Raw genomic sequence first — 21,061 nt, 5'->3', positions numbered from 1 at the left:
ATGCGGTAATGTTCTGGAAGCGCGGCGGCAGCAGGTTCGATCTGGCGGGCAATTCGCTTGGCGGGTGGATTGTGCGCATCCTGATCCTTGCCTTGCTTGCGCTCGGGATCATCGTGATGGTGCGTCTCTGGCTTCCCGCGGCGGTGGCGCAAGAAGAGGAAAATCCCATTCCGTTTTCCGGCGGCGCGCTTGTCATGAAGAAGGCGGACGCAGAATCCGAAAACGCCGGTCTTCCCCACGCCATCGACGCCGGCTGGAAAGGCGAAAAAGTCTGCGAGCTTTTGTTCGAGAATGACGAAACGCGCGTCGCGCGCTGCACGTTTGCGCCGGGCGTCGGTCATGAACGCCATTATCACCCGCCGCATTTCGGCTATATCCTGAAAGGCGGGACCATGCGCATCACCGATGCAAGCGGCACGCAGGAGCGGACCTTTGACGACGGCGCGACATGGTGGTCTGACGGCGTTCCATGGCATGAAGTCGTGAATGTCGGCGATGCGGAGAGCGTCTATCTGATTTTCGAGCCGAAATCGGCGGCGCAGTAAAAGCAAGAGGAAAGCAAAGGCATGAACAAGGAAGAATGGGCGGAGTGGGAAAAGCTCTACAAAGATTACGAGGAGAAGCGCCAGGCGTATGAATCCGCGCTCAGCCATATTGGCGGCGCCTTTTCCGAAATGGCGCGCCATTACGACCGCGACAAGTTCGACCAGAACGGCTTCGTGCGCGAAGCGGACACCCATGAAGCCTTTTTGAAAGCGCGCGCAAAACTCCACGCCTTTATCGAAACGCATGTGTCGAAAGCCTGACGGCGTCAATTAGGGATAATGCAGATGAGACTTTTCTTAGGATTGATCTTTGCGTTTGCGGCCTCCGCCGCATCGGCCGCCGACCGCGATTTTTATACAAAGCCGTCGATGGCCGATTATCCGTTTTCGTCTGCGGTTGTGGTCGGCGATACGATCTATCTCTCCGGGGAAATCGGCCTGACGGAAGACGGCAAGCTTGCGGAAGGCGGCGTCGGCCCGCAGACGGCGCAGATTTTCAAGAACTACGAGAAGACTCTCGCAGAAGTCGGGTCGAGCCTTGAGGACATCGTCAAATGCACGGTGTTCCTGGAGGACATGGCGGAATATGGCGACATGAACGCGGCTTATGCGGCGGCCTTGCCGGACCCGAAGCCGGCGCGCTCGACCTTCGGCGTTGACGGGCTGGCGCTCGGCGCGGCGCTCGAAATCGAATGCCTGGCGATCAGAAAGACGGAATAATGTTGAAGATTGAAGACCTCCATGTCGCCGTTGGAAACAAAGACGGCGGCGGCAGTGAAATTCTGAAAGGCCTCTCGCTCGAGGTTCCGAAAGGCGAAGTGCACGCGATTATGGGCCCCAACGGCTCCGGCAAGTCGACTTTGTCCTACACAATCGCCGGGCGGGACGGGTACGAAGCGACGTCCGGCGACGTCCTGCTTGACGGACAAAGCGTGTTGGATCTCGACCCGGACGAACGCGCGGCGAAGGGGCTTTTCCTCTCCTTCCAGCACCCTATGGAAATCCCCGGCGTGCAGACCATGAATTTCATCCGCACGGCCCTGAACGCCCAGCGCAAGGCCCGCGGGGAAGGCGAAGTTTCCGCGGCGGACTTCATCCGCCTCATTCGCGAGAAAGCCAAGCTCGTCGGGCTCGACGACGCGAAGCTGAAGCGCCAGTTCAATGTCGGTTTTTCCGGCGGCGAGAAGAAGCGCATGGAAATGCTGCAGATGGCGATGTTCGAACCGCATTTCGCCATCATGGACGAGACCGATTCCGGGCTCGACATCGACGCGTTGAAAATGGTCGGCGCGGTGGTGAACGAATTGCGCGGGCCGGATCGCGGTTTTCTTGTCATTACGCACTATCAGCGGCTTCTCGATTACATCAAACCCGATGCGGTGCATGTGCTCGCCGGCGGGCGCATTGTGAAATCCGGCGGGCCGGAGCTCGCGGTCGAACTCGAAAAGTCCGGCTACGATCAGTTTATCGAGGCGGCGTAACGCTATGACGGCAATGGCCAAACCATCCCCTTTCGAAGCCGCGATCGAGGCGGCTTACGCGGCGCGCTCGAAAACCAACGAGGCCCAGGCCGCGGCGTTCGACCGTTTTGCGCGGCTTGGCCTGCCGCACCGGCGCGTCGAAGGCTGGAAATGGAGCGATGTGAACGCGGCTCTGCGCGCGGCGGCGCCCGGCGAGGTCGAAACGCCGGAGATCGCGCCGTCGCCTTTCGCGCCGCTCGAGCCGCTGGAATTCCGCATCGTCAATGGCCGCATCGACCTGCCCAAGGAAGACGCGCCGGAGGGCGTGCGCTACGGCGTGATGAATCCGGTCGGCACAATCGACGAGCTTGAACAGCATGCCATCGCCACGCTGAACGTCGCCATGACGCGCAAGACGCTCGGGATAGAGGTGCTGGACGGCGTCGATTTCGAGCGGCCCATCCTCATCCGCCATATCAGCGGCGGCGCCGGCTTTTCCTTTGCGCAGACCATGATGCGCATCTCGCCGAATGCGAAGGTTCAGATCATCGAAACTTATGAAGGCGAGGGCGCCGGGTTTTATTCCCATCTCGGTCATATGGTGGTGCGCGACGGCGCCGAAATGCGCCGCGCCGTCCTGAACGAGACGGGCGCGGAAAATGTGACGCACGGGATCTGCGCGGCGAAGCTCGATGAAAAGGCGCGGTTTTATCAGACGGGTCTCTCCACGGGCGCGCGGCTTTCCCGCCATGAAACCCATGTGCATTTTTGGGCGCCCGGGTCGTCGGCGTCCCTGAACAGCGCCTCGCTGCTTTCCGGCGAACGCCATGCGGACTTTACGAGCGAGGCGCAGTTCCGCGCGCCGGACTGCGCCGCGGCGCAGTTGCACAAGGGCGTCGCCAGGGACCGTGCGCGCAACGTCTTTCAGGGCAAGTTCAATGTCTGGCGCGACGCGCAGAAGACGGATGCGAAAATGACCGCCAATGCGCTGCTCCTCTCCGACGGCGCCGAGGCGAACCACAAGCCCGAGCTCGAGATTTACGCCGACGATGTGGAATGCGCCCATGGCTCCACGGTCGGCGCGCTCGACGATGAGGCGCTTTTCTATCTGCGCCAGCGCGGGCTCGACGAGGCTGCGGCGCGCGCGCTTCTTGTTGAAGCGTTTGTGGGCGAAGCAATGGAAAATATCGAAGACGAAGCTTTACGCGCGATTTTCGCAGAGCGCATCGCCGACTGGCTGGAGAAAGAATGAGCGACGGGTCCCCCATAACGCCTTTGGATGTCGAGGCTTTGCGCAAGGAGTTTCCTATCCTTGAACGCGACGTCTATGGCAAGCGGCTGGTCTATCTCGACAGCGCGGCCTCGGCGCAGAAACCGCGCGCCGTGATCGACGCCATGACCCATTCCATGGAGCATTCCTATGCGAATGTGCATCGCGGCCTGCATCTCCTCTCGAACGAGACGACGGCGGCCTATGAAGACGCGCGCAAGACCGTCGCGGCGTTCCTGAACGCCCGCTCGGCCGATGAAATCGTCTTTACTTCGGGCGGCACGGACGCGTTCAACCTCGTTTCCTACGCCATGGGAGTCTCCGAGATAGGAGAGGGCGACGAGATCATCCTGTCCGTCGCCGAGCACCATTCCAATATCGTGCCCTGGCATTTGCTGCGCGAGCGCAAGGGCGCGGTCCTGAAATGGCTCGACGTTTCCGATGACGGCGGGATCGATCTGGAAGCCTATCGTGCGCTGTTCACGGACAAAACAAAACTCGTGGCGCTGTCGCATATGTCGAATGTGCTCGGCGCGACGACGCCGGCGAAGGAGCTGTCGCGCATCGCCCATGAACACGGCGCGAAAATCCTTTTCGACGGCTGCCAGGCGGGCGTCCATGGTTCCGTCGACGTGCAGGATATCGACTGCGATTTCTATGTGATGACCGGCCACAAGCTTTACGGGCCGTCCGGCGTCGGCGTCCTTTATGGGAAAATGGACGCGCTCAAGCCCCTGCCGCCGTTCAAGGGCGGCGGCGAGATGATCGACTTGGTGACCACCGAGACCGTCACCTATAACGATCCGCCGCACCGCTTCGAGGCGGGCACGCCGCCGATCCTCGAAGCCATCGGGCTCGGCGCGTCCCTTAACTGGATGCGCGACAAAGGCGTCGAAACCATCGCCGCCCATGAAGCGCGCCTCAAGACCCATGTGCTCGAAGAACTGGCGAAGCTCAATTTCGTGCGCGTTTTCGGACGCGCAGAAGACAAGGCGCCGATCATCGCTTTCACTGTGGAAGGCGCGCATCCGCACGATGTTTCAGCGATCCTCGACCGCACCGGCGTCGCCGTGCGCGCCGGCCATCACTGCGCCCAGCCGCTGATGCAGCGCCTCGGCGTTTCCGCGACCGCGCGGGCGAGTTTCGCCGCCTACAACACCCATGAAGACGTGGAGGCCCTGGTTGCAGGGCTCCACAAGACGCACCAGATGCTTGGCTGAGAGTGAATTATGGAAGACCAACGCGACATCATTAACGTCAACCCGCCCGCCGAGCCCGCGCCGCAGGCCGAGACCACGGGCGCCTCGTCCATTCCGGCCGAAGAGCTGGAGCGGATCACGGGCGACGTGATCAAGTCCTTGAAGACCGTCTACGACCCGGAAATCCCGGTTGATATTTACGAGCTCGGCCTCATCTATAAGGTGGATCTCGACGACGACCGGCTGTTGACCGTCGATATGACGCTAACCGCGCCGGGCTGTCCGGTGGCGGGCGAAATGCCCGGCTGGGTCGAGGGCGCGGTGCGCGGCGTCGAAGGCGTCGAGGACGTGAAGGTCAACATGACCTTCGAGCCGCCCTGGACGCCGGAGAAAATGTCCGACGAGGCGAAGCTAGAGTTAGGATGGTTGTAAGATGGCGAGACGTCCGAGACCGAAAGTCATAACCCTGACCGATCGCGCCGCCGAGCGCATGCAGGAAATCATGTCCGCCGCCGACGAGAATTATATCGGCGTCAAGATCGGCGTGAAGAACGGCGGTTGCGCCGGCATGGAATACACCATGGATTACGCGACCGAGCAGGCCGCGCTCGACGAGGTCGTCGAAGAGAACGGGATCAAGATCCTCATCGATCCGAAGGCGATCCTTTTTCTCATCGGGACGGAAGTCGATTACGTCACCGAGAAACTCTCGCAGCGCTTCGTCTTCAACAACCCGAACCAGACCGACGCCTGCGGCTGCGGCGAAAGCGTGACGATTGTGCCGGCCAAGGCCGAGGCTTAAAAAGGCCCGCTCATCCCGGCGAAAGCCGGGATCTAGTAAAAGAGACTTTTAACAGAAAGGTTTTCATCCTCCAGCCGCGGCTCGCCACGCTTTAAGCGTGGCGTCCAGCAAGGTGGACATTTTGCAAGATGGGCCCCACGGTCGAGCCGTGGGGAGGCGATAATGGGGAGATGCTAATTATTCTGGATCCCGGCTTTCGCCGGGATGAGCGGAGGAGGAGAGTTCGGGCATGGCGCCGTCCGCGTCCTATCTCGATTACATTAAAGACCTCTTTTCGCCCTTCGGCGAAATCACCGTGCGCAAGATGTTCGGCGGGGCGGGGGTGTATTGCGACGGCGCGATTTTCGCGATCTGCGGCGACGACGATGTCTGGTTCAAGGTCGATGACGTCTCCCGGCCCGAGTTCGAAGAAGCAGGGCTGCACCCCTTCGAAGTGGAGATGAACGGCAAGACCGGAACCATGTCTTATTACAACGCGCCCGAAGACATCTTCGACGACAATGATGCGTTGAGGCATTGGACGGGATTAGCGCTCGCCGCTTCAGCGCGCGCCAAGAAACCGGCGAAGAAGACGAAGAAGAAAGCCAACAAGGCTAAGGCTTAGAGAACAGGCCGGCGTAGCCACACCCGCTCATCCCCGCGTAAGCGGGGATCCATACAGGTTTCGGCATTTCTGGATTCCCGCCGGAGCCTGTCCTCGGGCGGGCCTTTGACCCGACCCGGGGGCGGGAATGAATGGTTTTTGGTGTTGGGATCATCACCCCAATAACGCGAGTCACAGCCCGGAAAATTCATCAGAATTGATGAATTCCTGCAGGAATCCCGCATTCGGTGCGCAGTTGTCCACCAATGTCGTGGCGGGCTTATCATGCTTTGCTGTCATCCCGGAGCTGACGAAGTCAGAGCCCGGGATCCATTTATGAGTCCCGCATTTCGCGCGGCGCTATTTCATAGTGCAGCGCGTGCGCGATGACAGCGGAACAGGAGACGCCCCGTGAAACACGCCGTGGAACAATTGTCGCAAATGGCGCCAAACTTGGCTGAAAGCCAGCAAAGACGCCGTTTAAAAGAAAGGAAGACTTCGTTTTACGTAAATTGTTTCACGCGGGGGCCGGCTTTACGCGAAGAGCTCGTTCAGGAAGAGCCGCATGGAGGCCCAGGAGCGCTTGTCGGCTTTCTCGTCATAGACCGTGCCGAAATCCGGATCGTTCGCGGCCGGGTTGGTGAAAGCGTGCATGGTCCCGCCATAGGCGTGAAGCTGCCAGTCGGCTTTGGCTTTGGTCATCTCTTCGCCGAAGGCCTTCACATCGTCGGGCGGCGCCATGGGATCGTCCCAGCCATGCAGCGCGAGGACTTTCGCCGTGATTGTGTCGACGGTGTTGCCCGGCGCCTTGAGGAGGCCGTGAAAGCTGACGACGCCGTCAATATCCGCGCCGGCGCGGGCGATGTCGAGGACGCAAAGCCCGCCGAAACAAAAGCCGATGGCCGCGACTTTGTTCGCGTCGGCTTCGGGCTGGTCTTTCATAGTATCGATATTGGCCTTCAGGAGATCCTGCAGCATCGGCCGGTTTTCAACGAGGGGTTTGATGAGGCCCTGGCATTCTTCTTTCGACTGGCCGAGCACGCCCTTGCCGAAAAGATCGATGGCGACGCCGGTGAAGCCGAGTTCGGCGAGGGCGTGCGCTTTGTCGTTTTCGAATTGCGAGCGTCCGGCCCAGGCGTGAGCGATGAGCACCAGCGGCGCGGGATCGCCCTTGGGCGCGGCGATAAAAGCTTCGTAGTCCTTGCCGTCGATCGTGTAATCCAGCGCGCGCGTCGTCACCGTCATGGCTCGTCTCCTCCGTCAGCTTGCCGGAAACGTTTTGCCAGTCTGCGGGGCGTTTGTCAGCCCGCGCTTTTTTATTTCGGGCGAATGACGCCTTATTGCCGGCGCGCCGCCGCCCGGTGCAGGCTTTCCGCGACGCCGGAACAGGCGGCGAGAAAGGATTGCGCAATGGTTGCGCGTTCGGGCGCCGGCGCGGGCGCGCGCAAAGGGTTTGTCTGCGACGGCCGTGCGCCGACGAAGCGGCAAACATTGTTGTCCGACGTGATGATGAAAAGCTGTTGTTTGTCGTTTGTCACAATACGCATGATCGCCTCCAGCCTTACCGCCGTGAGAACAACCGGCGGGCGCATTTCGTTCCCTCATGGCGCCGTCATTCGCCCGGAACAGGCGGAAAGGCGGCGTTTCGCCGGATCTCTGTCCGGCTTTGCGCGGGCGTCGCCCCCTCGGAAGGGGCGCCGCGCCGCGCGGATTCCATATGACCGGGGAAGGTCGCGTCCTCCACCCGCAAAAAGGGGCGAAGACGCGACGATTTATGACAGCTTATGGTGAAGGAAAGATTATTCGAGCGCGCCGATGCGGCTGATCTTGAGCGTGTTGGTCTTGCCGGGCCGCCCGAAAGGATAGCCCGCGAGAATGATGATGCGCTCGCCGTTTTCGCCGCCATTGGCCTTGGCGAGGGCGTCCGCCTTTTCGATCATCTCATGAAAATGAGAGATGTCGCTGGTGACCACCGAGCGCACGCCCCAATAGAGCGCCAGCTTGCGCGCGACCGTCTCGTCCGGCGTCGCGGCGATCACGGGGCAATGGGGCCGGTCGCGCGAAAGCCGCTGCGCCGTGGAGCCGGTCTTGGTGTAGGCGACGGCGAATTTGCAGTCGAGCACTTCGGCGATGCGCCGCGCTGACAGGGTGATGGCGTCGGCGGTCGCATAGTCGTCGTCCTGGCGGGGGAAGCTTTTATAGCTGCCGGATTCGTCGTCGCGCTCCGTCGCCGCGATGATGCGGTCCATGATGGCGACGGCGGTGGGCGGATGGCGCCCGACGGCGGTTTCGGCCGACAGCATCACGGCGTCGGCGCCCTGAAACACGGCGGTCGATACGTCCGAGGCTTCGGCGCGGGTCGGCGCGATCGACTCCACCATGGATTCAAGCATGTGCGTCGCGACGATCACCGGCTTGCCGGCCCAGCGGCAGGCGCGCACGATGCGCCGCTGCATCAGCGGCACGTCCTCGGGCGCGCATTCGACCCCGAGATCGCCTCTGGCGACCATGATCGCGTCGGAGAGATCGACGATTTCGTCGATATGCTCGACCGCGGAAGGCTTTTCGATTTTCGCGATCACCCCGGCGCGCCCCTTGATGAGCTCGCGCGCCTCGCGCACGTCGTCCGGCTGCTGCACGAAAGAAAGGGCGACATAATCGACGCCGATGGAAAGCGCGAAATCGAGATCGGCCTTGTCTTTCTCGGTCAGCGCCGAAATCGGCAGGCGCCGGCCCGGCACGTTGATGCCCTTGCGGTTCTTAAGCTCGCCCGGCGTGTCGGCCTTGGCGATGATCCGGCGGTCGGTGCGTTGGCTGACAGTGAGCTGCAGCCGGCCGTCATCGAGTTTCAGGATGTCGCCCGGATGCAGGACGTCCAAAAGCTCCTTGTGCGGGATCGGAATGACGTTTTCGTCAGTCGATTCCGAAGAGAGGGAAAGCTTGTATTCCGCGCCGTACCGCAACGTGATGCCGTCCCCGGCGAAGGCGCCGGTGCGGATTTTCGGCCCCTGAAGATCGGCGAACATGGAGAGCGGGACGCCGGTCTCCTTCTCGATCTCGCGGATGGCCTTGGCGACGCCGGCCAGCTTGTCGTGATCCCCATGGCTCATATTCAGCCGGAAGACGTCGACGCCCGCATTGAAAAGGAGACGCAGCATGGAGGGCGAGGCGCTCGCCGGGCCGATGGTGGCGACGATTTTACAAAGACGGTTTCGCATGGGCGCCGACGCTACGCGGTTTCGCCCCGCCTTGGAACACCCTATCGGAGACGGGGCTTATTCTTCCGGCGCGGCGATCACGGCGTCCTCGCCATAGAGCGAAATCGTCGAAATCGCCATTTTCGCCGAACCCTCCACGGGCCGCCGGCTAAAGGCGACATAGATCAGGGTCTTGTGCTCGGCGTCGTAAATCCGGCGCACCGCCATGGATTTGAAGACGAGGCTGATGCGCTGGGAGAAGACTTCCTCGCCGTCCTTGCCCATGTCGATATCGCCGATGCGGATCGGTCCGGTCTGGCGGCAGGCGATGGAGGCGTTGGATGGGTCCTCGAACCAGTTGCCTTTCGCCACCCGGTCCCAGAAGCCGCGGTCGAAATGAGAGAGATGACAGGTGACGCCTTCGACTTTCGGGTCGGCGAGGGCCTCCACCTTGATCTCGTTGCCGATCCAGTCGTTCTTGAATTCGCCGACTTCCGTGTCGCTGCGGCCGCAGGCGGCGAGGGCGGCGAAGAGACCGGCGAGTATAAAGAGGTCGCGCATGGATCAGCGCCCGCAAAGTTTCAACTTCGCCGCGTCATATTCCCGGGCAAAGCGGTCGACGAGGGCGGCGGTCGTCGTGACTTCCGTGACGGCGCCGATTCCCTGGCCGCAGCCCCAGATGTCTTTCCAGACTTTCTTGGCGTTTTCGCCGCCGGATTTGAAATCCATTTTCGACGGATCGCTTTCAGGCAGATTGTCGGGGTCGAGCCCGGCGTTCCTGATCGAAGGCTTCAGGTAATTGCCGTGTACGCCGGAAAAATAGTTGGTGTAGAGAATATCGTCTGCGCGCCCGTCGACAATGCCCTGCTTGTAAGCGTCGTCGGCGTTCGCTTCTTCTGTCGCGATAAAGGCCGAGCCCACATAACCGAAATCGGCGCCCATGGCTTCGGCCGCGAGAACGGATTGTCCCCGGGCGATGGAGCCGGACAAGGCGAGGGGGCCGTCGAACCATTCGCGGATTTCCTGCACCAGCGCGAAAGGCGAGATGACGCCCGCATGGCCGCCGGCGCCGGCGGCGACGCAGATAAGGCCGTCGGCGCCTTTCTCGATCGCTTTCCTTGCGAACGTATTGTTGATGACGTCGTGCAGGACGATCCCGCCATAGGAGTGGATCGCCTCGTAAACTTCTTCGCGCGCGCCGAGCGAGGTGATGACGATGGGGACTTCGTGCTTCACGCAAGCCTCGACGTCATGCATCAGCCGTTCGTTTGTGCGGTGCACGATCTGATTGACGGCGTAAGGGGCTGTTGGAAGGTTCGGCTGCTTTTCTTCGTGGCGGGCCAGCGCCTCCTTGATTTCCACAAGCCATTCGTCGAGCTTTTCGGCGGGCCGGGCGTTGAGCGCCGGGAAAGAGCCGATGACGCCCGCCTGGCACTGGGCGATGACCAGCTTCGGCGTCGAGACGATGAACATCGGCGCGCCGATGACGGGCAGGCGCAGTTTGGACTTAATCTCTTCAAGGGACGGCATGAATTTCTCCTGAGATCTTCGGTCTAGCTAAAGGGAGCAGGGCGCGTCCTGCAAGCGGTAAAGGCAGAAAAGCGCGCCACAGCGGCGATTGCCTTGGCGTTCATTCCCGGCGTAATTTCCCTGCAAACCAAAGAAAACGACAGGGAGAGACATGAGCCAGCGCGAGATCCTCAACCCGCCCATCATCGCCGACCTGATTCGCGAACAGGCGCGTCGTCAGCCTGACAAGACCGGGCTGATCTTTGAAGGCCGCCGGTTCACCTATGGAGAGATGAATGAGCGCGCCAATCGCGCGGCGCAGGCGCTGACGGCGCTGGGCGTCGGGCGCGGCGACCGGATCGTCTGGCTCGCGCGCAATGTGGCGACTTTCTGGGACGCGCTGTTCGGCGCCATGAAGATCGGCGCCGTGATGACGCCGGTGAACTGGCGCCTCGCCCCGACGGAGGTCGCGCAGATTATCGCGGACGCAAAGCCGGCGCTTCTGCTCGGCGAAACCATGTTTCTCGAAGCGCTGGAAAAAGAAGGCGGCGCGGGCGGCGTCAAAACCATGGTGCTGGAAACGGGCGGGCCTGATTGCTTTGACGCGCTTCTTGACGCGCAGGAGGCCGAAGAGCCGGATTTCGAACCGTCGCCCGACGACATTGTCGTGCAGCTTTACACCAGCGGCACCACAGGTCTGCCGAAAGGCGTGATCCTCACCCATCGTTGCTACTACGAGGTCGGCGCCGCCGGCGCCGGCGCCGCCGTCATCATGCCGCAGACGGAGGATGAGGCGATGCTGCACGCCCTGCCGCATTTCCATGTGGCGGGCGTCAATTTCGGGATCATGGGGATTGCCCGGTCCATGCCGGTCATCCAGCACCGCCAGTTCGATCCCGCCGCCATCGTAAAAGAGCTGCAGGGCGAGTCGCCGATCAATTCCTTCTTCGTGCCGGCGATGATCATGATGATCCTGGAGGCGGCGAAGAGCGCGGGCGTTTCGCTCGAGAAATTCGCCGGGATCAGCTATGGCGCGGCGCCCATGCCCGAGCCGCTGCTCGATGCGGCCATGGCCGCCGCGCCAAACGCCGCGTTCACTCAGTTTTACGGGATGACCGAGACGACCGGCGCCGTCTCGACGCTCCAGCATGACGACCATGCGAAAGGGCAAGCCCAGCGGGTTTCCGCGGGGCGGCCGTTTCCCGGCTGCGCCGTCAAAATCTGCGACCCCGCGACCGGCGAGGAACTGCCTCAGGGCGAAACCGGCGAAATCGTCGCGCAAGCGCCCTTCATCATGGACGGCTATTGGATGAACGCGCAGGCGACGGGAAAGGCGATCCGGGACGGCTGGTACTGGTCGGGCGACGCCGGCTATATGGACGAGGACGGTTTCATCTATGTGGTCGACCGCATCAAGGACATGATCATTTCCGGCGGTGAAAATATTTATCCGGCCGAAATCGAAAATGTGCTGGCCAAATGTCCCGGGATTGCCGATGTCGCCGTTATCGGCGCGCCGGATGAGAAATGGGGCGAGGTCGTGAAAGTCGTCGCCGTCAAACGCGCCGGCGCCGATCTCGACGAGGCGGGCGTCAAAGACTTTCTCCAGGGCAAGATTGCGGACTTCAAGCAGCCGAAGTATGTGGAGTTTATCGACGCGCTGCCGCGCAATCCCTCGGGCAAGATTTTGAAAACGGCGTTGAGAGCCGGGCAGACCGCTTAAAGGCCCATCTGTCTTGCGGCGAGATCGTTCATGATCTCTTCCGAACCGCCGCCGATGGCCATGACGCGCACTTCGCGATAAATGCGCTCGACGCGGCACCCGCGCATGAAACCGGCGCCGCCCAAAATCTGCATCGCTTCGCGGGCGCAGAACTCCATCGTTCGCGTCGCCTGAACTTTCAGGAGCGAGAGTTCGGCGACGGGCGACTCGCCTTTCATCACGCGCCAGGCGCAATGGTCGAGATAGCTTTGCGTGGCGTTTGTCATCCGCGTCATCTCCGCGAATTTGTGGCGGATGACCTGATGTTTTGCGAGCGGCTTGCCGAAGGTCTGGCGGTCGCGCGCCCATGCCGCGGCGTCCTCAATGCAAACGCGGGCGAAGGCGACCGCCTGCGCCGCCATGGACAGCCGCTCCATATTGAAATTGGCGACGATGCCGGCGAAGCCCGCATTCTCCTGGCCGATGAGGTTTTCCGCCGGAACGGCGACATCATCGAAATGGATGCTGGCGGTGTCCGACATCCACCAGCCCATTTTCTTCAGCGGCGTGCGCGTGATTCCCGGTCGGTCAGCTTCGATGAGGAGGAAAGACAGACCGCCAGCGCCGCCGCTTCCCGTTCGCACGGCGACGGTCAGATAGTCGGCGCGGCGCCCGCTTGTGATGAAGGTCTTTTCGCCGTTGACGATATAGCCGCCGTTTTTCTTCACGGCCTTGGTTTTAAGATTGGCGACGTCGGAGCCGCCGGAGGGCTCGGTGACGCAAAGTGCGATCAGCTTGTCGCCGGCGAGGACCGCCGGGGCGATGCGCTGTTTCAACTCTTCCGAGCCGAGCGCGATAATTGGCGGCAGGCCGATGCCGTGAGTCATCAGCCCGGCGACAAGGCCGCCGGAGCCGGCGCGGGCGAGCTCTTCGGCCGCGATCAGCGAATGGAAGACGTCGACGCCGTCGCTGATCCCGCCATACTCTTCCGGAAAGCCAAGACCGATGAGGCCCGCGGCCGCGGCCTTCTTGTGCAATTCGCGCGGAAAGGCGCCGGCTTCGTCCCATTCGTTCACATGGGGGCTGATTTCGCGGTCGACGAAAGCGCGCACCGTTTGGCGCCACGCCTCATGGCTGTCATTGAGATGCGGCGAGGGCAGGCGCGTTACGTCGAAAGAGAGCGGCTCTGTCATGGGCGTGACTGTCTTCCTCATTTGAGCGGGCGTCAACGCAGCGCTACATATGCCGTCAGCGAAAGGATGGTTGCCGATGAAACTCTATCATTGTCAGGGCGCGCGGTCGCTGCGCTGCGTTTGGGCGCTGGAGGAAATGGGACTCGATTATGAGCTCGTCACTTTGCAGTTTCCGCCGCGGGTCTTCGACAAAGCCTATAAGGAGGTAAACCCGCTCGGCACCGTGCCCTGTTTCATCGACGGCGATGTGACGATGACCGAAAGCGCCGGCATCTGCGAATATCTGGGCGTTCGATACGGCCCGACGCCGCTCGCCGTCAGTCCGGACGAAAAAGAGTACGGCGCCTATCTCAACTGGCTGCACAGGTCCGATGCGACGCTCACCTTTCCGCAGACCCTGGTCTTTCGCTATTCGGCGCTGGAGCCCGAAGAGCGCCGCCAGCCGCAGGTCGCAGAGGATTACCGCAAATGGTTTCTCGGCCGCTGGCGCGCCGTCGAGGCGGCGCTCGAGGCCCGCGACTATCTCTGTGCGGACCGTTTTACGATGGCCGATATCTGCGTCGGTTACGCCCTCTATTTTGCGAATACGCTCGGCATTACCGAAGCCATGAGCCCCAATGTAAAAGACTGGTGGGATAGATTGACCGGGAGAAAGGGTTTTCAGCGGTCAATAGCGAAAGATACAAACCAATGACTGCAACTGTAATCACAATTATAGTAAGTGTCGCAGCTATTATTATATCGGCAATATCACTTGGGTGGAATATATACAGAGATGTGATTCTCAAACCAAAAGTGGTTGTGTCTATCGATAAAGCGCGAATTTATCCGGCGGGTCTTCAGCCAGAGGATAAACTAATTATTGACGCTGTTAATCATGGGCCTGGTAATGTGCATCTCCAAGTGATCAATTTTCGTAGAGGAAACATTTTGGATAGAGTAATGAGAAAATCTAGCAGAGGAGTTATGATTCACGATTACGAAAATTTGTTATCTGGTCAGCTACCTAAGCGTCTAGATGTTGGGGAGAAGGTAACTCTTATATTCCCATGGGTGCAGGATAGTCTTCTAGCCGAGAATCCAAGCAAAGTTGGTCTCTCTGATACATTTGGACGTATAAATTGGGCCTCCCAAAAGAAAGTAAAAAAAGCTCGTAAGAAATGGGAAGATGACTTCCTAGGATAGTTATGCCAGCCCTTTAAACCTATGGAGACTATTCCATGAAATTGCCCGTTCTCTTCAAAATTCTCCCCGTGCTGGCGCTTGCCGGAACCGTGGCCTGCGGCGAAGATGCTGCGCAGGAAACCAATAAACCCGATGCGGTGCGCGAGGGCCTGACGCAGCCGCCCGCGCCGGTCATGGCGGAAACGCCGGACATGAATGCGCGCCGCGGACGGCTTCAGTTCATCACCCGCGGCTGCGTCATCTGCCACCAGGTGAACGGCGTCGGCGGGACGGCCGCGCCCGATCTTTCCGCCGCTTCGGCGCCGGATGCGGTCAATCCGCTCGACTTTTCCGCGCGCATGTGGCGCGGCGCCCCGGCGATGACTGCGTTGCAGGCGGTGGAGCTCGGCTATGTCATCGATCTCGACGCGCAGGACATCGCCGATCTCGCCGCCTTCGCCGCCAGCCCGGAGGAGCAGAAGCTCCTGACCGAGGAGTCGATCCCGGCGGAGATGCGCGACTGGTTTATCGACGCGCCGCACTGGCGCAGCGACGACTGGGCGGACTATCTCCAGCGCGGCGAGCGCATTCCCGGGTTGGACGAAGAAGACTACTAGCGGCTTTTGAGCGCGTCGGCCTCGTCGGCGTAGCCCGCTTCGTTGAGCGCGGCGAGGGCGATGCGCCGGCCCGGGCGGTCAGGCTGCGGGTCGGGCGCGCAAGGCGTATCGATAAGCGCCTTGACGTAAGTCTCGCCAAGCTCATGTTCGCGAGCCCCGGCGACGATCAGCGCCAGATACCAGTCATAAGGAAGAAGCCCTGTTACCGGCGCGCGCGCCAGGTAAGTGATGTGTGGAACGATCTCGCCCCGCGTCATGCAATGAACGTCGAACGCGTCGAAACGGTCATAACCGGTTCCCCGTTCTTCCGCCTCGTCGAGGGCCGGCATGTCCTCGATCCCGATTTCGAACAATATTCCCAATGTAACGTCATGTTCGGCGCCGGACGCCGCCAGGGTCGCCTTGCCCGACCCGTCATGGCTGCGCTTGGAAAAGGCGAGGCGATGGCGCGAAACTTCAGCCGGCCCGATAAGGCGCGCGCTGGGGCAGCGGGCGGCGAGGCGCGCCGTCAGCATGTTCGAGCCATAGGCGAAATAGGGCACGGTCTTCATGAGAGCTTCAGATAAGCGCCTTTTGCGGCATGTCCAGAGGCTGCGCGAAGCGTTTGACCCGGCGGCCCGCGCTGGGCGATGATCCGTGAAAACAAGAATCCAAGGGAAACGATGCCGGTTTTTGAAAGCGAGATCGATCCGCGAAGCGAAGCTTACGCGAAAAACCGCGCCGATCATTTAAAACTGATCGAGGACTTCCGCGCGCTCGAGCAAAAGGTCATCGAAAACTCCGCCCGCGCCAAGCCGAAATTCGAAAAGCGGGGCCAGCTTCTGCCGCGCGAACGTCTGGCGCTGGTGCTCGATCGCGGCGCGCCTTTCGTCGAGATCTCGACGCTCTGCGGCTACAAGATGCATGACGATGACGGGGATAAAAATATTTCCGGCGGCGGCGGGATGTCCGGCATCGGCTTCATCTCCGGCATCAGATGCGTCGTCTCGGCGTCGGACAGCGGCATCAAGGGCGGCGCGGCGACGCCCATGGGCGTCCATAAAGCCTTAAGAGCGCAGGCGCTGGCGCTCGAGAATAAACTGCCTTTCGTCCAGCTCATCGAAAGCGCCGGCGCCAATCTCATGCGCCAGGCCGAAATGTTCGTGCCGGGCGGGCGCACCTTCGCCAACCTCGCGCGGCTTTCCGCCGCCGGCTGTCCGGTCATATCCGTGGTGCACGGATCGTCGACGGCGGGGGGCGCCTATCAGACGGGGCTTTCCGATTATGTGGTCGCGGTGCGCGGCAAGTCGAAAGTCTTTCTCGCGGGGCCGCCTTTACTGAAAGCCGCCACGGGCGAAATCGCCACGGATGAGGAACTCGGCGGCGCGGAGATGCATTATCACGTCTCCGGCACGGCGGAATATATGGCCGAGGACGACGGCGACGGCCTGCGCATTGCCCGCGAGATCGTGGCGAAGCTCGGCTGGGACAAGACTGGTGAAACGCGCGAGTATGAGGAGCCGCTTTACAGCGCCGAAGATTTGCTTGGCATCGTGCCGGTGGATTACCGCCAGCCTTACGATAGCCGCGAGGTGATTGCGCGGCTCGTCGACGGCTCGGACATGCTCGGCTTCAAGGACGGTTACGGACCCGCGACGCTGTGCACCCAAGCCGCGATCGCCGGCCACGAAGTCGGGATCATTTCCAATAACGGGCCCATCGACGCCGACGGCGCCGCCAAGGTCGCGCAGTTCATTCAGCTGATGGAGCAGGCGGGCAATCCGGTCGTCTTTCTGCAGAACACCACTGGCTATCTCGTCGGGACCGACGCCGAACAGCACGGCATCGTCAAGCATGGGTCGAAGATGATCCAGGCGGTGACCAATATGCGCGTGCCGAAAATCACCTTGCATATTGGCGCTTCGTTCGGGGCCGGGAATTACGGCATGTGCGGGCGCGCCTTCGATCCGCGCTTCATTTTCGCCTGGCCCAACAACCGCATCGCCGTCATGGGCGGCGAACAGGCGGCGAAAACCATGCGCATCGTCGCGGAGGAAGGCGCGCGCCGAAAAGGCGAAGAGCCGAACGCCGAGTTTCTAGACGGCATGGCGAAGCATATCGTCGATACTTATGACGCGGAATCGACGGCGCTTTTTGCAACAGCGCGGCTGTGGGATGACGGGCTTATCGATCCGCGCGACAGCCGTAAAATGCTGGCCTTCTGTCTCGATACGGTCGCAGAAGCTGAGCATCGCGCGTTAAGGCCGAACGTCTTCGGCGTGGCGAGGATGTGAACGGAATGTCTATTTACCAAATGGCATCAATAATTGCAGCCGTTTTAATGTTTGTAACGCTCATTCTCAGTTTTGCTATTGGGGGTCCGAGCCAAGCTTATTTGAATGATAATTCAATTTCGAAAAATTCAAAACAACTCGCATATTTGCTTTGGTTTGGATTTTTGCTGTTCATGGGAGGAACACATGCTTCCAACCTCGCGACCTCATTCGAACTAGGCGAGAAAGTCACGGGCATACGAATGACAATCGCTGTGGCGTTGATTTTTCTTCCATTGATTTCAGTTTTCTCTGCAAAATATATGCGAGCTGCTGGCTTGCCAAATTGGAAAGTTACTACAGTGGCGTCGTTTTTCGGACTAACTGGTATTGTTGCCAGTATTATATGATCGCATGATCGAGGAAAAAATGAAACTCACCACCGAACACGACCAGATCCGCAAGACGCTGAAGAGTTTCATCGAGGCGGAAATCAATCCGCATGTGGATGAGTGGGAGGAGGCGGGAATCTTTCCCGCCCATGAGGTGTTCAAGGGGCTCGGAAATCTCGGCCTCCTCGGCGTCACCAAGCCCGAAGCCTATGGCGGCATGGGACTCGACTGGTCTTACGGCGCGGTCGTCGCCGAAACGCTGGGTCATATCAAATGCGGCGCCGTCCCTATGGCCATCGGCGTTCAGACCGACATGGCGACGCCGGCGCTTGCGCGTTTCGGCACGGACGACGCGAAAGAGGATTTCCTCCGGCCCTCCATTTCCGGCGACTATGTCGCCTGTCTTGGCGTTTCCGAAGTCGGCGCCGGGTCCGATGTCGCGTCGATCAAGACGACGGCGAAAAAAGACGGCGACGATTACGTCATCAATGGCGGCAAGATGTGGACCACCAGCGGCACGCAGGCCGACTGGATGTGCTTGCTGGCGAATACTGGCGAGGGGCCGGTGCACCAGAACAAGACGCTGATCTGCCTGCCGCTGAAAGACGACAGCGGCAAACACCGCGATGGCGTCATCGTCGCGCGCAAGCTCAAAAAACTCGGCATGCGCTCCTCCGACACGGCGGAGTTTTATTTCGAGGATGTGCGCGTGCCCCAGCGCTATCGCATCGGGGAAGAAGGCGCCGGGTTCATGTATCAGATGATGCAGTTCCAGGAGGAGCGGCTCTGGTGCGCGCTGTCGACCCTCATCAGCCTCGACGAAACCATCGATGACACTGTCGACTATGCGCGCCAGCGCAAGGCCTTCGGCAAATCCATTCTCGACAATCAGGTGGTGCATTTCCGCCTCGCCGAATTGAAGACGGAAGTGCAGATGCTGCGCTCGCTGACCTGGGATGCGGTCGAGAAAATGATGGCGGGCGAGGATGCGGTGATGCTCGCCTCCATGGCGAAGCTGAAAGCCGGGCGCGTTGCGCGCGAGGTGAACGATGCGTGCCTGCAATATTGGGGCGGCATGGGTTTCATGGAGGAAACGCCGGTCTCCCGCGCCTATCGCGACGGGCGCCTCGGCTCCATCGGCGGCGGCGCCGACGAGGTCATGCTCTCCATCATCTGCAAATATATGGGCACGCTCCCCGGAAAATCGAACAAGGCATGAGCGCCATCAAAAAACTCCTCATCGCCAATCGCGGCGAGATTGCCTGCCGCATCATGAAGACGGCGCGGGCGCGGGGCATTGCGACGGTCGCCGTTTTTTCCGATGCCGATGCGGGCGCGCTTCATGGGCGCATGGCGGGTGAAGCGATCTGCATTGGCGGGTCTGAAGCCGCGCAGAGTTATCTCAACATCGAAGCGGTGATTGGCGCCGCGAAGGCGTCCGGCGCCGATGCGGTGCATCCGGGTTACGGCTTTTTATCGGAGCGCGCGGATTTCGCCCGAGCGTGCACAGACGCTGGGCTGATCTTTGTGGGCCCGCCGGCGGAGGCCATCGCCGCCATGGGCGACAAGGCTGAGGCCAAGGCCCGCATGATCGAGGCGGGCGTTCCGTGCGTGCCCGGCTATCAGGGCGAGGACCAGTCCGATGAAACGCTTTTGAAGGAAGCGGAGAAGGTCGGCTTTCCGGTGATGGTGAAGGCGTCGGCCGGCGGCGGCGGGCGCGGCATGCGCATCGTCGAAGACAGGGAGGCGCTTGCCGACGCCATTCAATCGGCGCGCAAAGAGGCGAAAAGCGCCTTCGGCGACGACCGGCTCATCATCGAACGCGCGGTTACAGGCGCGCGTCATGTTGAGATCCAAATCTTAGCCGACGCGCATGGCAGTTGCGTTCATCTCGGCGAACGCGACTGTTCCCTGCAGCGGCGCAACCAGAAAGTCATCGAGGAAGCGCCGTCGCCGGTGATCGGCGCGGAAAAACGCGAGGAGATGGGCGCCGCCGCAGTGAAGGCGGCGCAGGCGGTGGGTTATGCAGGCGCCGGCACGGTGGAGTTTCTCTACGATCCGGCGCGGGACGAATTTTATTTCCTCGAAATGAACACGCGCCTTCAGGTCGAGCATCCGGTGACGGAAATGGTGACGGGGCTTGACCTTGTGGACTTTCAGCTCAGTGTGGCTGAAGGCGACGCTTTGCCGTTCGAACAGGGCGATATCGATTTCGAGGGCCATGCCATCGAAGCGCGGCTTTATGCTGAAGACCCGGCGCAAGGGTTCATGCCTCATTCGGGGAAAGTGCGCTTGCTGGAATTTCCGGAGATGGAAGACGTGCGTATAGATGCGGGCGTCGAGGCTGGAGATATTGTCACGACCTTTTACGATCCGATGATTGCGAAAGTCATCGCCTATGGCGCGACGCGCGATGAGGCGCGGATGAAGCTTGCGGCCGCCTTGCGCCGGACGAAGCTGCTTGGCTTTGAGCATAACCGGGATTTTCTCATCGCGCTGCTTGGAGACGAAGCCTTTGCGAAAGGCGAGGCCGACACGGGTTATATCGAGCGCAACCTTGAACGCCTGACCAAACGCGAAGCGCCGGGCGGCGCAGCGGCGATTGCGCTTGCCGGCGCCGCGTTGACCGATGCGTCTTTCGATAATCTCCTGACCGGTTGGGCCTCAAGGAGGAGTGCAGGCTTCCCCTTGCACCTCGTCAATAGCGGCGGTGAGATCGTCAAGACGGCGATCGCGCTCGACGGCGCAAAGGTGACGGCGGCGCATGACGGTGCGGAAGCGGCGATAGAGGTGCTGTCAAAGACGGAAAACACGATCCGCTATCGCCATGAAAACCGCATCGGCGAGGCGCGCTATGCGCGCAATCATTACCACCTTGAAATCGACTGCGACGGCGCCTGGGAGCGCTACACGGATTTCACGCTGGTTCCCGCGAGCGAAAGCGCCGGCGGCGACGATGTGGTGAAAGCGCCCATGGCGGGACTGGTGACGAGCCTTCGCGTCGGGCCCGGCGATCCGGTATCGAAAGGAACGGTCCTCGCGACCATCGAGGCGATGAAAATGGAGCACCAGTTAAAAGCGCCGCGCGACGGCGTTGTCGCAGATGTATTCGCGAAAGAAGGCGATCAGGTTGCGATTCGCGCGAAAATCGTCGCGTTGAAGGCGGAGGAATAATC

General features: G+C 61.0%; 24 protein-coding genes. 17 read left to right on the top strand and 7 right to left on the bottom strand.

What is annotated here, in order from left to right:
- Positions 1–8: 8 nt before the first annotated feature.
- The 9 genes from CW354_RS03240 to CW354_RS03200 all read left to right on the top strand — a co-directional run bounded on the left by CW354_RS03240 (position 9) and on the right by CW354_RS03200 (position 5,880).
- Entirely contained in the window at positions 9–545 is a 537-nt protein-coding gene (locus tag CW354_RS03240; RefSeq protein WP_104828617.1) for a cupin domain-containing protein, read from the top strand.
- A 21-nt stretch (positions 546–566) separates the two neighbouring features.
- On the top strand, positions 567–806 hold the full coding sequence (locus tag CW354_RS03235; RefSeq protein ID WP_104828616.1) for a hypothetical protein: 240 nt from the start codon (positions 567–569) through the stop codon (positions 804–806).
- 24 nt (positions 807–830) lie between these two features.
- Positions 831–1,265: a RidA family protein gene (locus CW354_RS03230; protein ID WP_165793496.1), complete on the top strand. Its 435-nt coding sequence runs from the start codon at positions 831–833 to the stop codon at positions 1,263–1,265.
- Entirely contained in the window at positions 1,265–2,026 is a 762-nt protein-coding gene (gene sufC, locus CW354_RS03225) for a Fe-S cluster assembly ATPase SufC (RefSeq protein ID WP_104828614.1), read from the top strand. The genes CW354_RS03230 and sufC overlap by 1 nt, the downstream gene beginning before the upstream one ends.
- Before the next feature lie 13 nt (positions 2,027–2,039).
- Positions 2,040–3,257 carry a Fe-S cluster assembly protein SufD gene (sufD, locus tag CW354_RS03220; protein WP_165793495.1) on the top strand — a complete coding sequence of 406 codons (1,218 nt, stop codon included), beginning with the start codon at positions 2,040–2,042 and terminating at the stop codon, positions 3,255–3,257.
- On the top strand, positions 3,254–4,495 hold the full coding sequence (locus CW354_RS03215; RefSeq protein ID WP_104828612.1) for a cysteine desulfurase: 1,242 nt from the start codon (positions 3,254–3,256) through the stop codon (positions 4,493–4,495). Before sufD ends, CW354_RS03215 begins: the two co-directional genes overlap by 4 nt.
- 9 nt (positions 4,496–4,504) lie before the next feature.
- A complete protein-coding gene (locus CW354_RS03210; RefSeq protein WP_104828611.1) occupies positions 4,505–4,906 on the top strand; it encodes an SUF system Fe-S cluster assembly protein in 402 nt (133 codons plus the stop codon).
- Position 4,907: 1 nt separating this feature from the next.
- Complete coding sequence (locus tag CW354_RS03205) at positions 4,908–5,276, top strand: HesB/IscA family protein (RefSeq protein WP_104828610.1); 369 nt, start codon at positions 4,908–4,910, stop codon at positions 5,274–5,276.
- A gap of 229 nt (positions 5,277–5,505) precedes the next feature.
- The gene (locus CW354_RS03200) at positions 5,506–5,880 is read left to right on the top strand and encodes a TfoX/Sxy family protein (RefSeq protein WP_104828609.1); all 375 of its coding nucleotides are present in this window, start codon (positions 5,506–5,508) and stop codon (positions 5,878–5,880) included.
- Between the two features lie 513 nt (positions 5,881–6,393).
- Here the strand turns inward: CW354_RS03200 and CW354_RS03195 are convergent.
- From CW354_RS03195 to CW354_RS03175, 5 genes are all read right to left on the bottom strand, one after another.
- The gene (locus tag CW354_RS03195) at positions 6,394–7,104 is read right to left on the bottom strand and encodes a dienelactone hydrolase family protein (protein ID WP_104828608.1); all 711 of its coding nucleotides are present in this window, start codon (positions 7,102–7,104) and stop codon (positions 6,394–6,396) included.
- 92 nt (positions 7,105–7,196) lie between these two features.
- A complete protein-coding gene (locus CW354_RS03190) occupies positions 7,197–7,406 on the bottom strand; it encodes a hypothetical protein (RefSeq protein ID WP_133162150.1) in 210 nt (69 codons plus the stop codon).
- 252 nt (positions 7,407–7,658) lie between these two features.
- Positions 7,659–9,077: a pyruvate kinase gene (pyk, locus tag CW354_RS03185; protein WP_104828606.1), complete on the bottom strand. Its 1,419-nt coding sequence runs from the start codon at positions 9,075–9,077 to the stop codon at positions 7,659–7,661.
- A gap of 57 nt (positions 9,078–9,134) precedes the next feature.
- Positions 9,135–9,617, bottom strand: a complete 483-nt coding sequence (locus CW354_RS03180) for a CreA family protein (RefSeq protein ID WP_104828605.1) — start codon at positions 9,615–9,617, stop codon at positions 9,135–9,137.
- A gap of 3 nt (positions 9,618–9,620) precedes the next feature.
- Complete coding sequence (locus CW354_RS03175; protein WP_104828604.1) at positions 9,621–10,586, bottom strand: NAD(P)H-dependent flavin oxidoreductase; 966 nt, start codon at positions 10,584–10,586, stop codon at positions 9,621–9,623.
- A gap of 151 nt (positions 10,587–10,737) precedes the next feature.
- On the opposite strand from CW354_RS03175, the gene CW354_RS03170 reads away from it, so the two are divergent.
- The gene (locus CW354_RS03170; protein WP_104828603.1) at positions 10,738–12,288 is read left to right on the top strand and encodes a long-chain-fatty-acid--CoA ligase; all 1,551 of its coding nucleotides are present in this window, start codon (positions 10,738–10,740) and stop codon (positions 12,286–12,288) included.
- Here CW354_RS03170 and CW354_RS03165 read toward each other — a convergent pair.
- Positions 12,285–13,460, bottom strand: coding sequence for an acyl-CoA dehydrogenase family protein (locus CW354_RS03165; protein WP_104828602.1), 1,176 nt, complete (start codon positions 13,458–13,460; stop codon positions 12,285–12,287). The two genes, CW354_RS03170 and CW354_RS03165, sit on opposite strands and share 4 nt — an antisense overlap.
- 76 nt (positions 13,461–13,536) lie before the next feature.
- Here CW354_RS03165 and CW354_RS03160 point away from each other — a divergent pair, with 76 nt between their 5' ends.
- The 3 genes from CW354_RS03160 to CW354_RS03155 are packed head-to-tail and all read left to right on the top strand — an operon-like array spanning position 13,537 to position 15,241.
- Positions 13,537–14,154 (top strand): glutathione S-transferase family protein, encoded by a 618-nt coding sequence (locus CW354_RS03160; RefSeq protein WP_104828601.1) that lies wholly within the window; start codon positions 13,537–13,539, stop codon positions 14,152–14,154.
- Entirely contained in the window at positions 14,151–14,645 is a 495-nt protein-coding gene (locus CW354_RS22925; RefSeq protein ID WP_133162149.1) for a hypothetical protein, read from the top strand. Before CW354_RS03160 ends, CW354_RS22925 begins: the two co-directional genes overlap by 4 nt.
- Positions 14,646–14,680: 35 nt before the next feature.
- Positions 14,681–15,241, top strand: coding sequence for a c-type cytochrome (locus tag CW354_RS03155; protein WP_207764641.1), 561 nt, complete (start codon positions 14,681–14,683; stop codon positions 15,239–15,241).
- On the opposite strand, the gene CW354_RS03150 is transcribed toward CW354_RS03155, so the two are convergent.
- Positions 15,238–15,792, bottom strand: a complete 555-nt coding sequence (locus CW354_RS03150; RefSeq protein ID WP_165793494.1) for a gamma-glutamylcyclotransferase family protein — start codon at positions 15,790–15,792, stop codon at positions 15,238–15,240. The two genes, CW354_RS03155 and CW354_RS03150, sit on opposite strands and share 4 nt — an antisense overlap.
- 111 nt (positions 15,793–15,903) lie before the next feature.
- On the opposite strand from CW354_RS03150, the gene CW354_RS03145 reads away from it, so the two are divergent.
- From CW354_RS03145 to CW354_RS03135, 4 genes are read left to right on the top strand one after another with little or no spacing between them, the layout of a single operon-like run.
- Positions 15,904–17,514 carry an acyl-CoA carboxylase subunit beta gene (locus CW354_RS03145; RefSeq protein ID WP_104828599.1) on the top strand — a complete coding sequence of 537 codons (1,611 nt, stop codon included), beginning with the start codon at positions 15,904–15,906 and terminating at the stop codon, positions 17,512–17,514.
- 5 nt (positions 17,515–17,519) lie between these two features.
- A complete protein-coding gene (locus CW354_RS22920) occupies positions 17,520–17,903 on the top strand; it encodes a hypothetical protein (protein ID WP_133162148.1) in 384 nt (127 codons plus the stop codon).
- 19 nt (positions 17,904–17,922) lie between these two features.
- A complete protein-coding gene (locus CW354_RS03140) occupies positions 17,923–19,104 on the top strand; it encodes an acyl-CoA dehydrogenase family protein (RefSeq protein ID WP_104828598.1) in 1,182 nt (393 codons plus the stop codon).
- Entirely contained in the window at positions 19,101–21,059 is a 1,959-nt protein-coding gene (locus tag CW354_RS03135) for an acetyl/propionyl/methylcrotonyl-CoA carboxylase subunit alpha (protein ID WP_104828597.1), read from the top strand. Before CW354_RS03140 ends, CW354_RS03135 begins: the two co-directional genes overlap by 4 nt.
- The last annotated feature ends 2 nt before the right edge of the window (positions 21,060–21,061 follow it).

This window comes from Hyphococcus luteus (genome assembly GCF_002943565.1).
Classification (GTDB): domain Bacteria; phylum Pseudomonadota; class Alphaproteobacteria; order Caulobacterales; family Parvularculaceae; genus Hyphococcus; species Hyphococcus luteus.
Note: the sequence above shows the minus strand (reverse complement) of the source record. Positions and strands in the feature narration are given on the sequence as shown.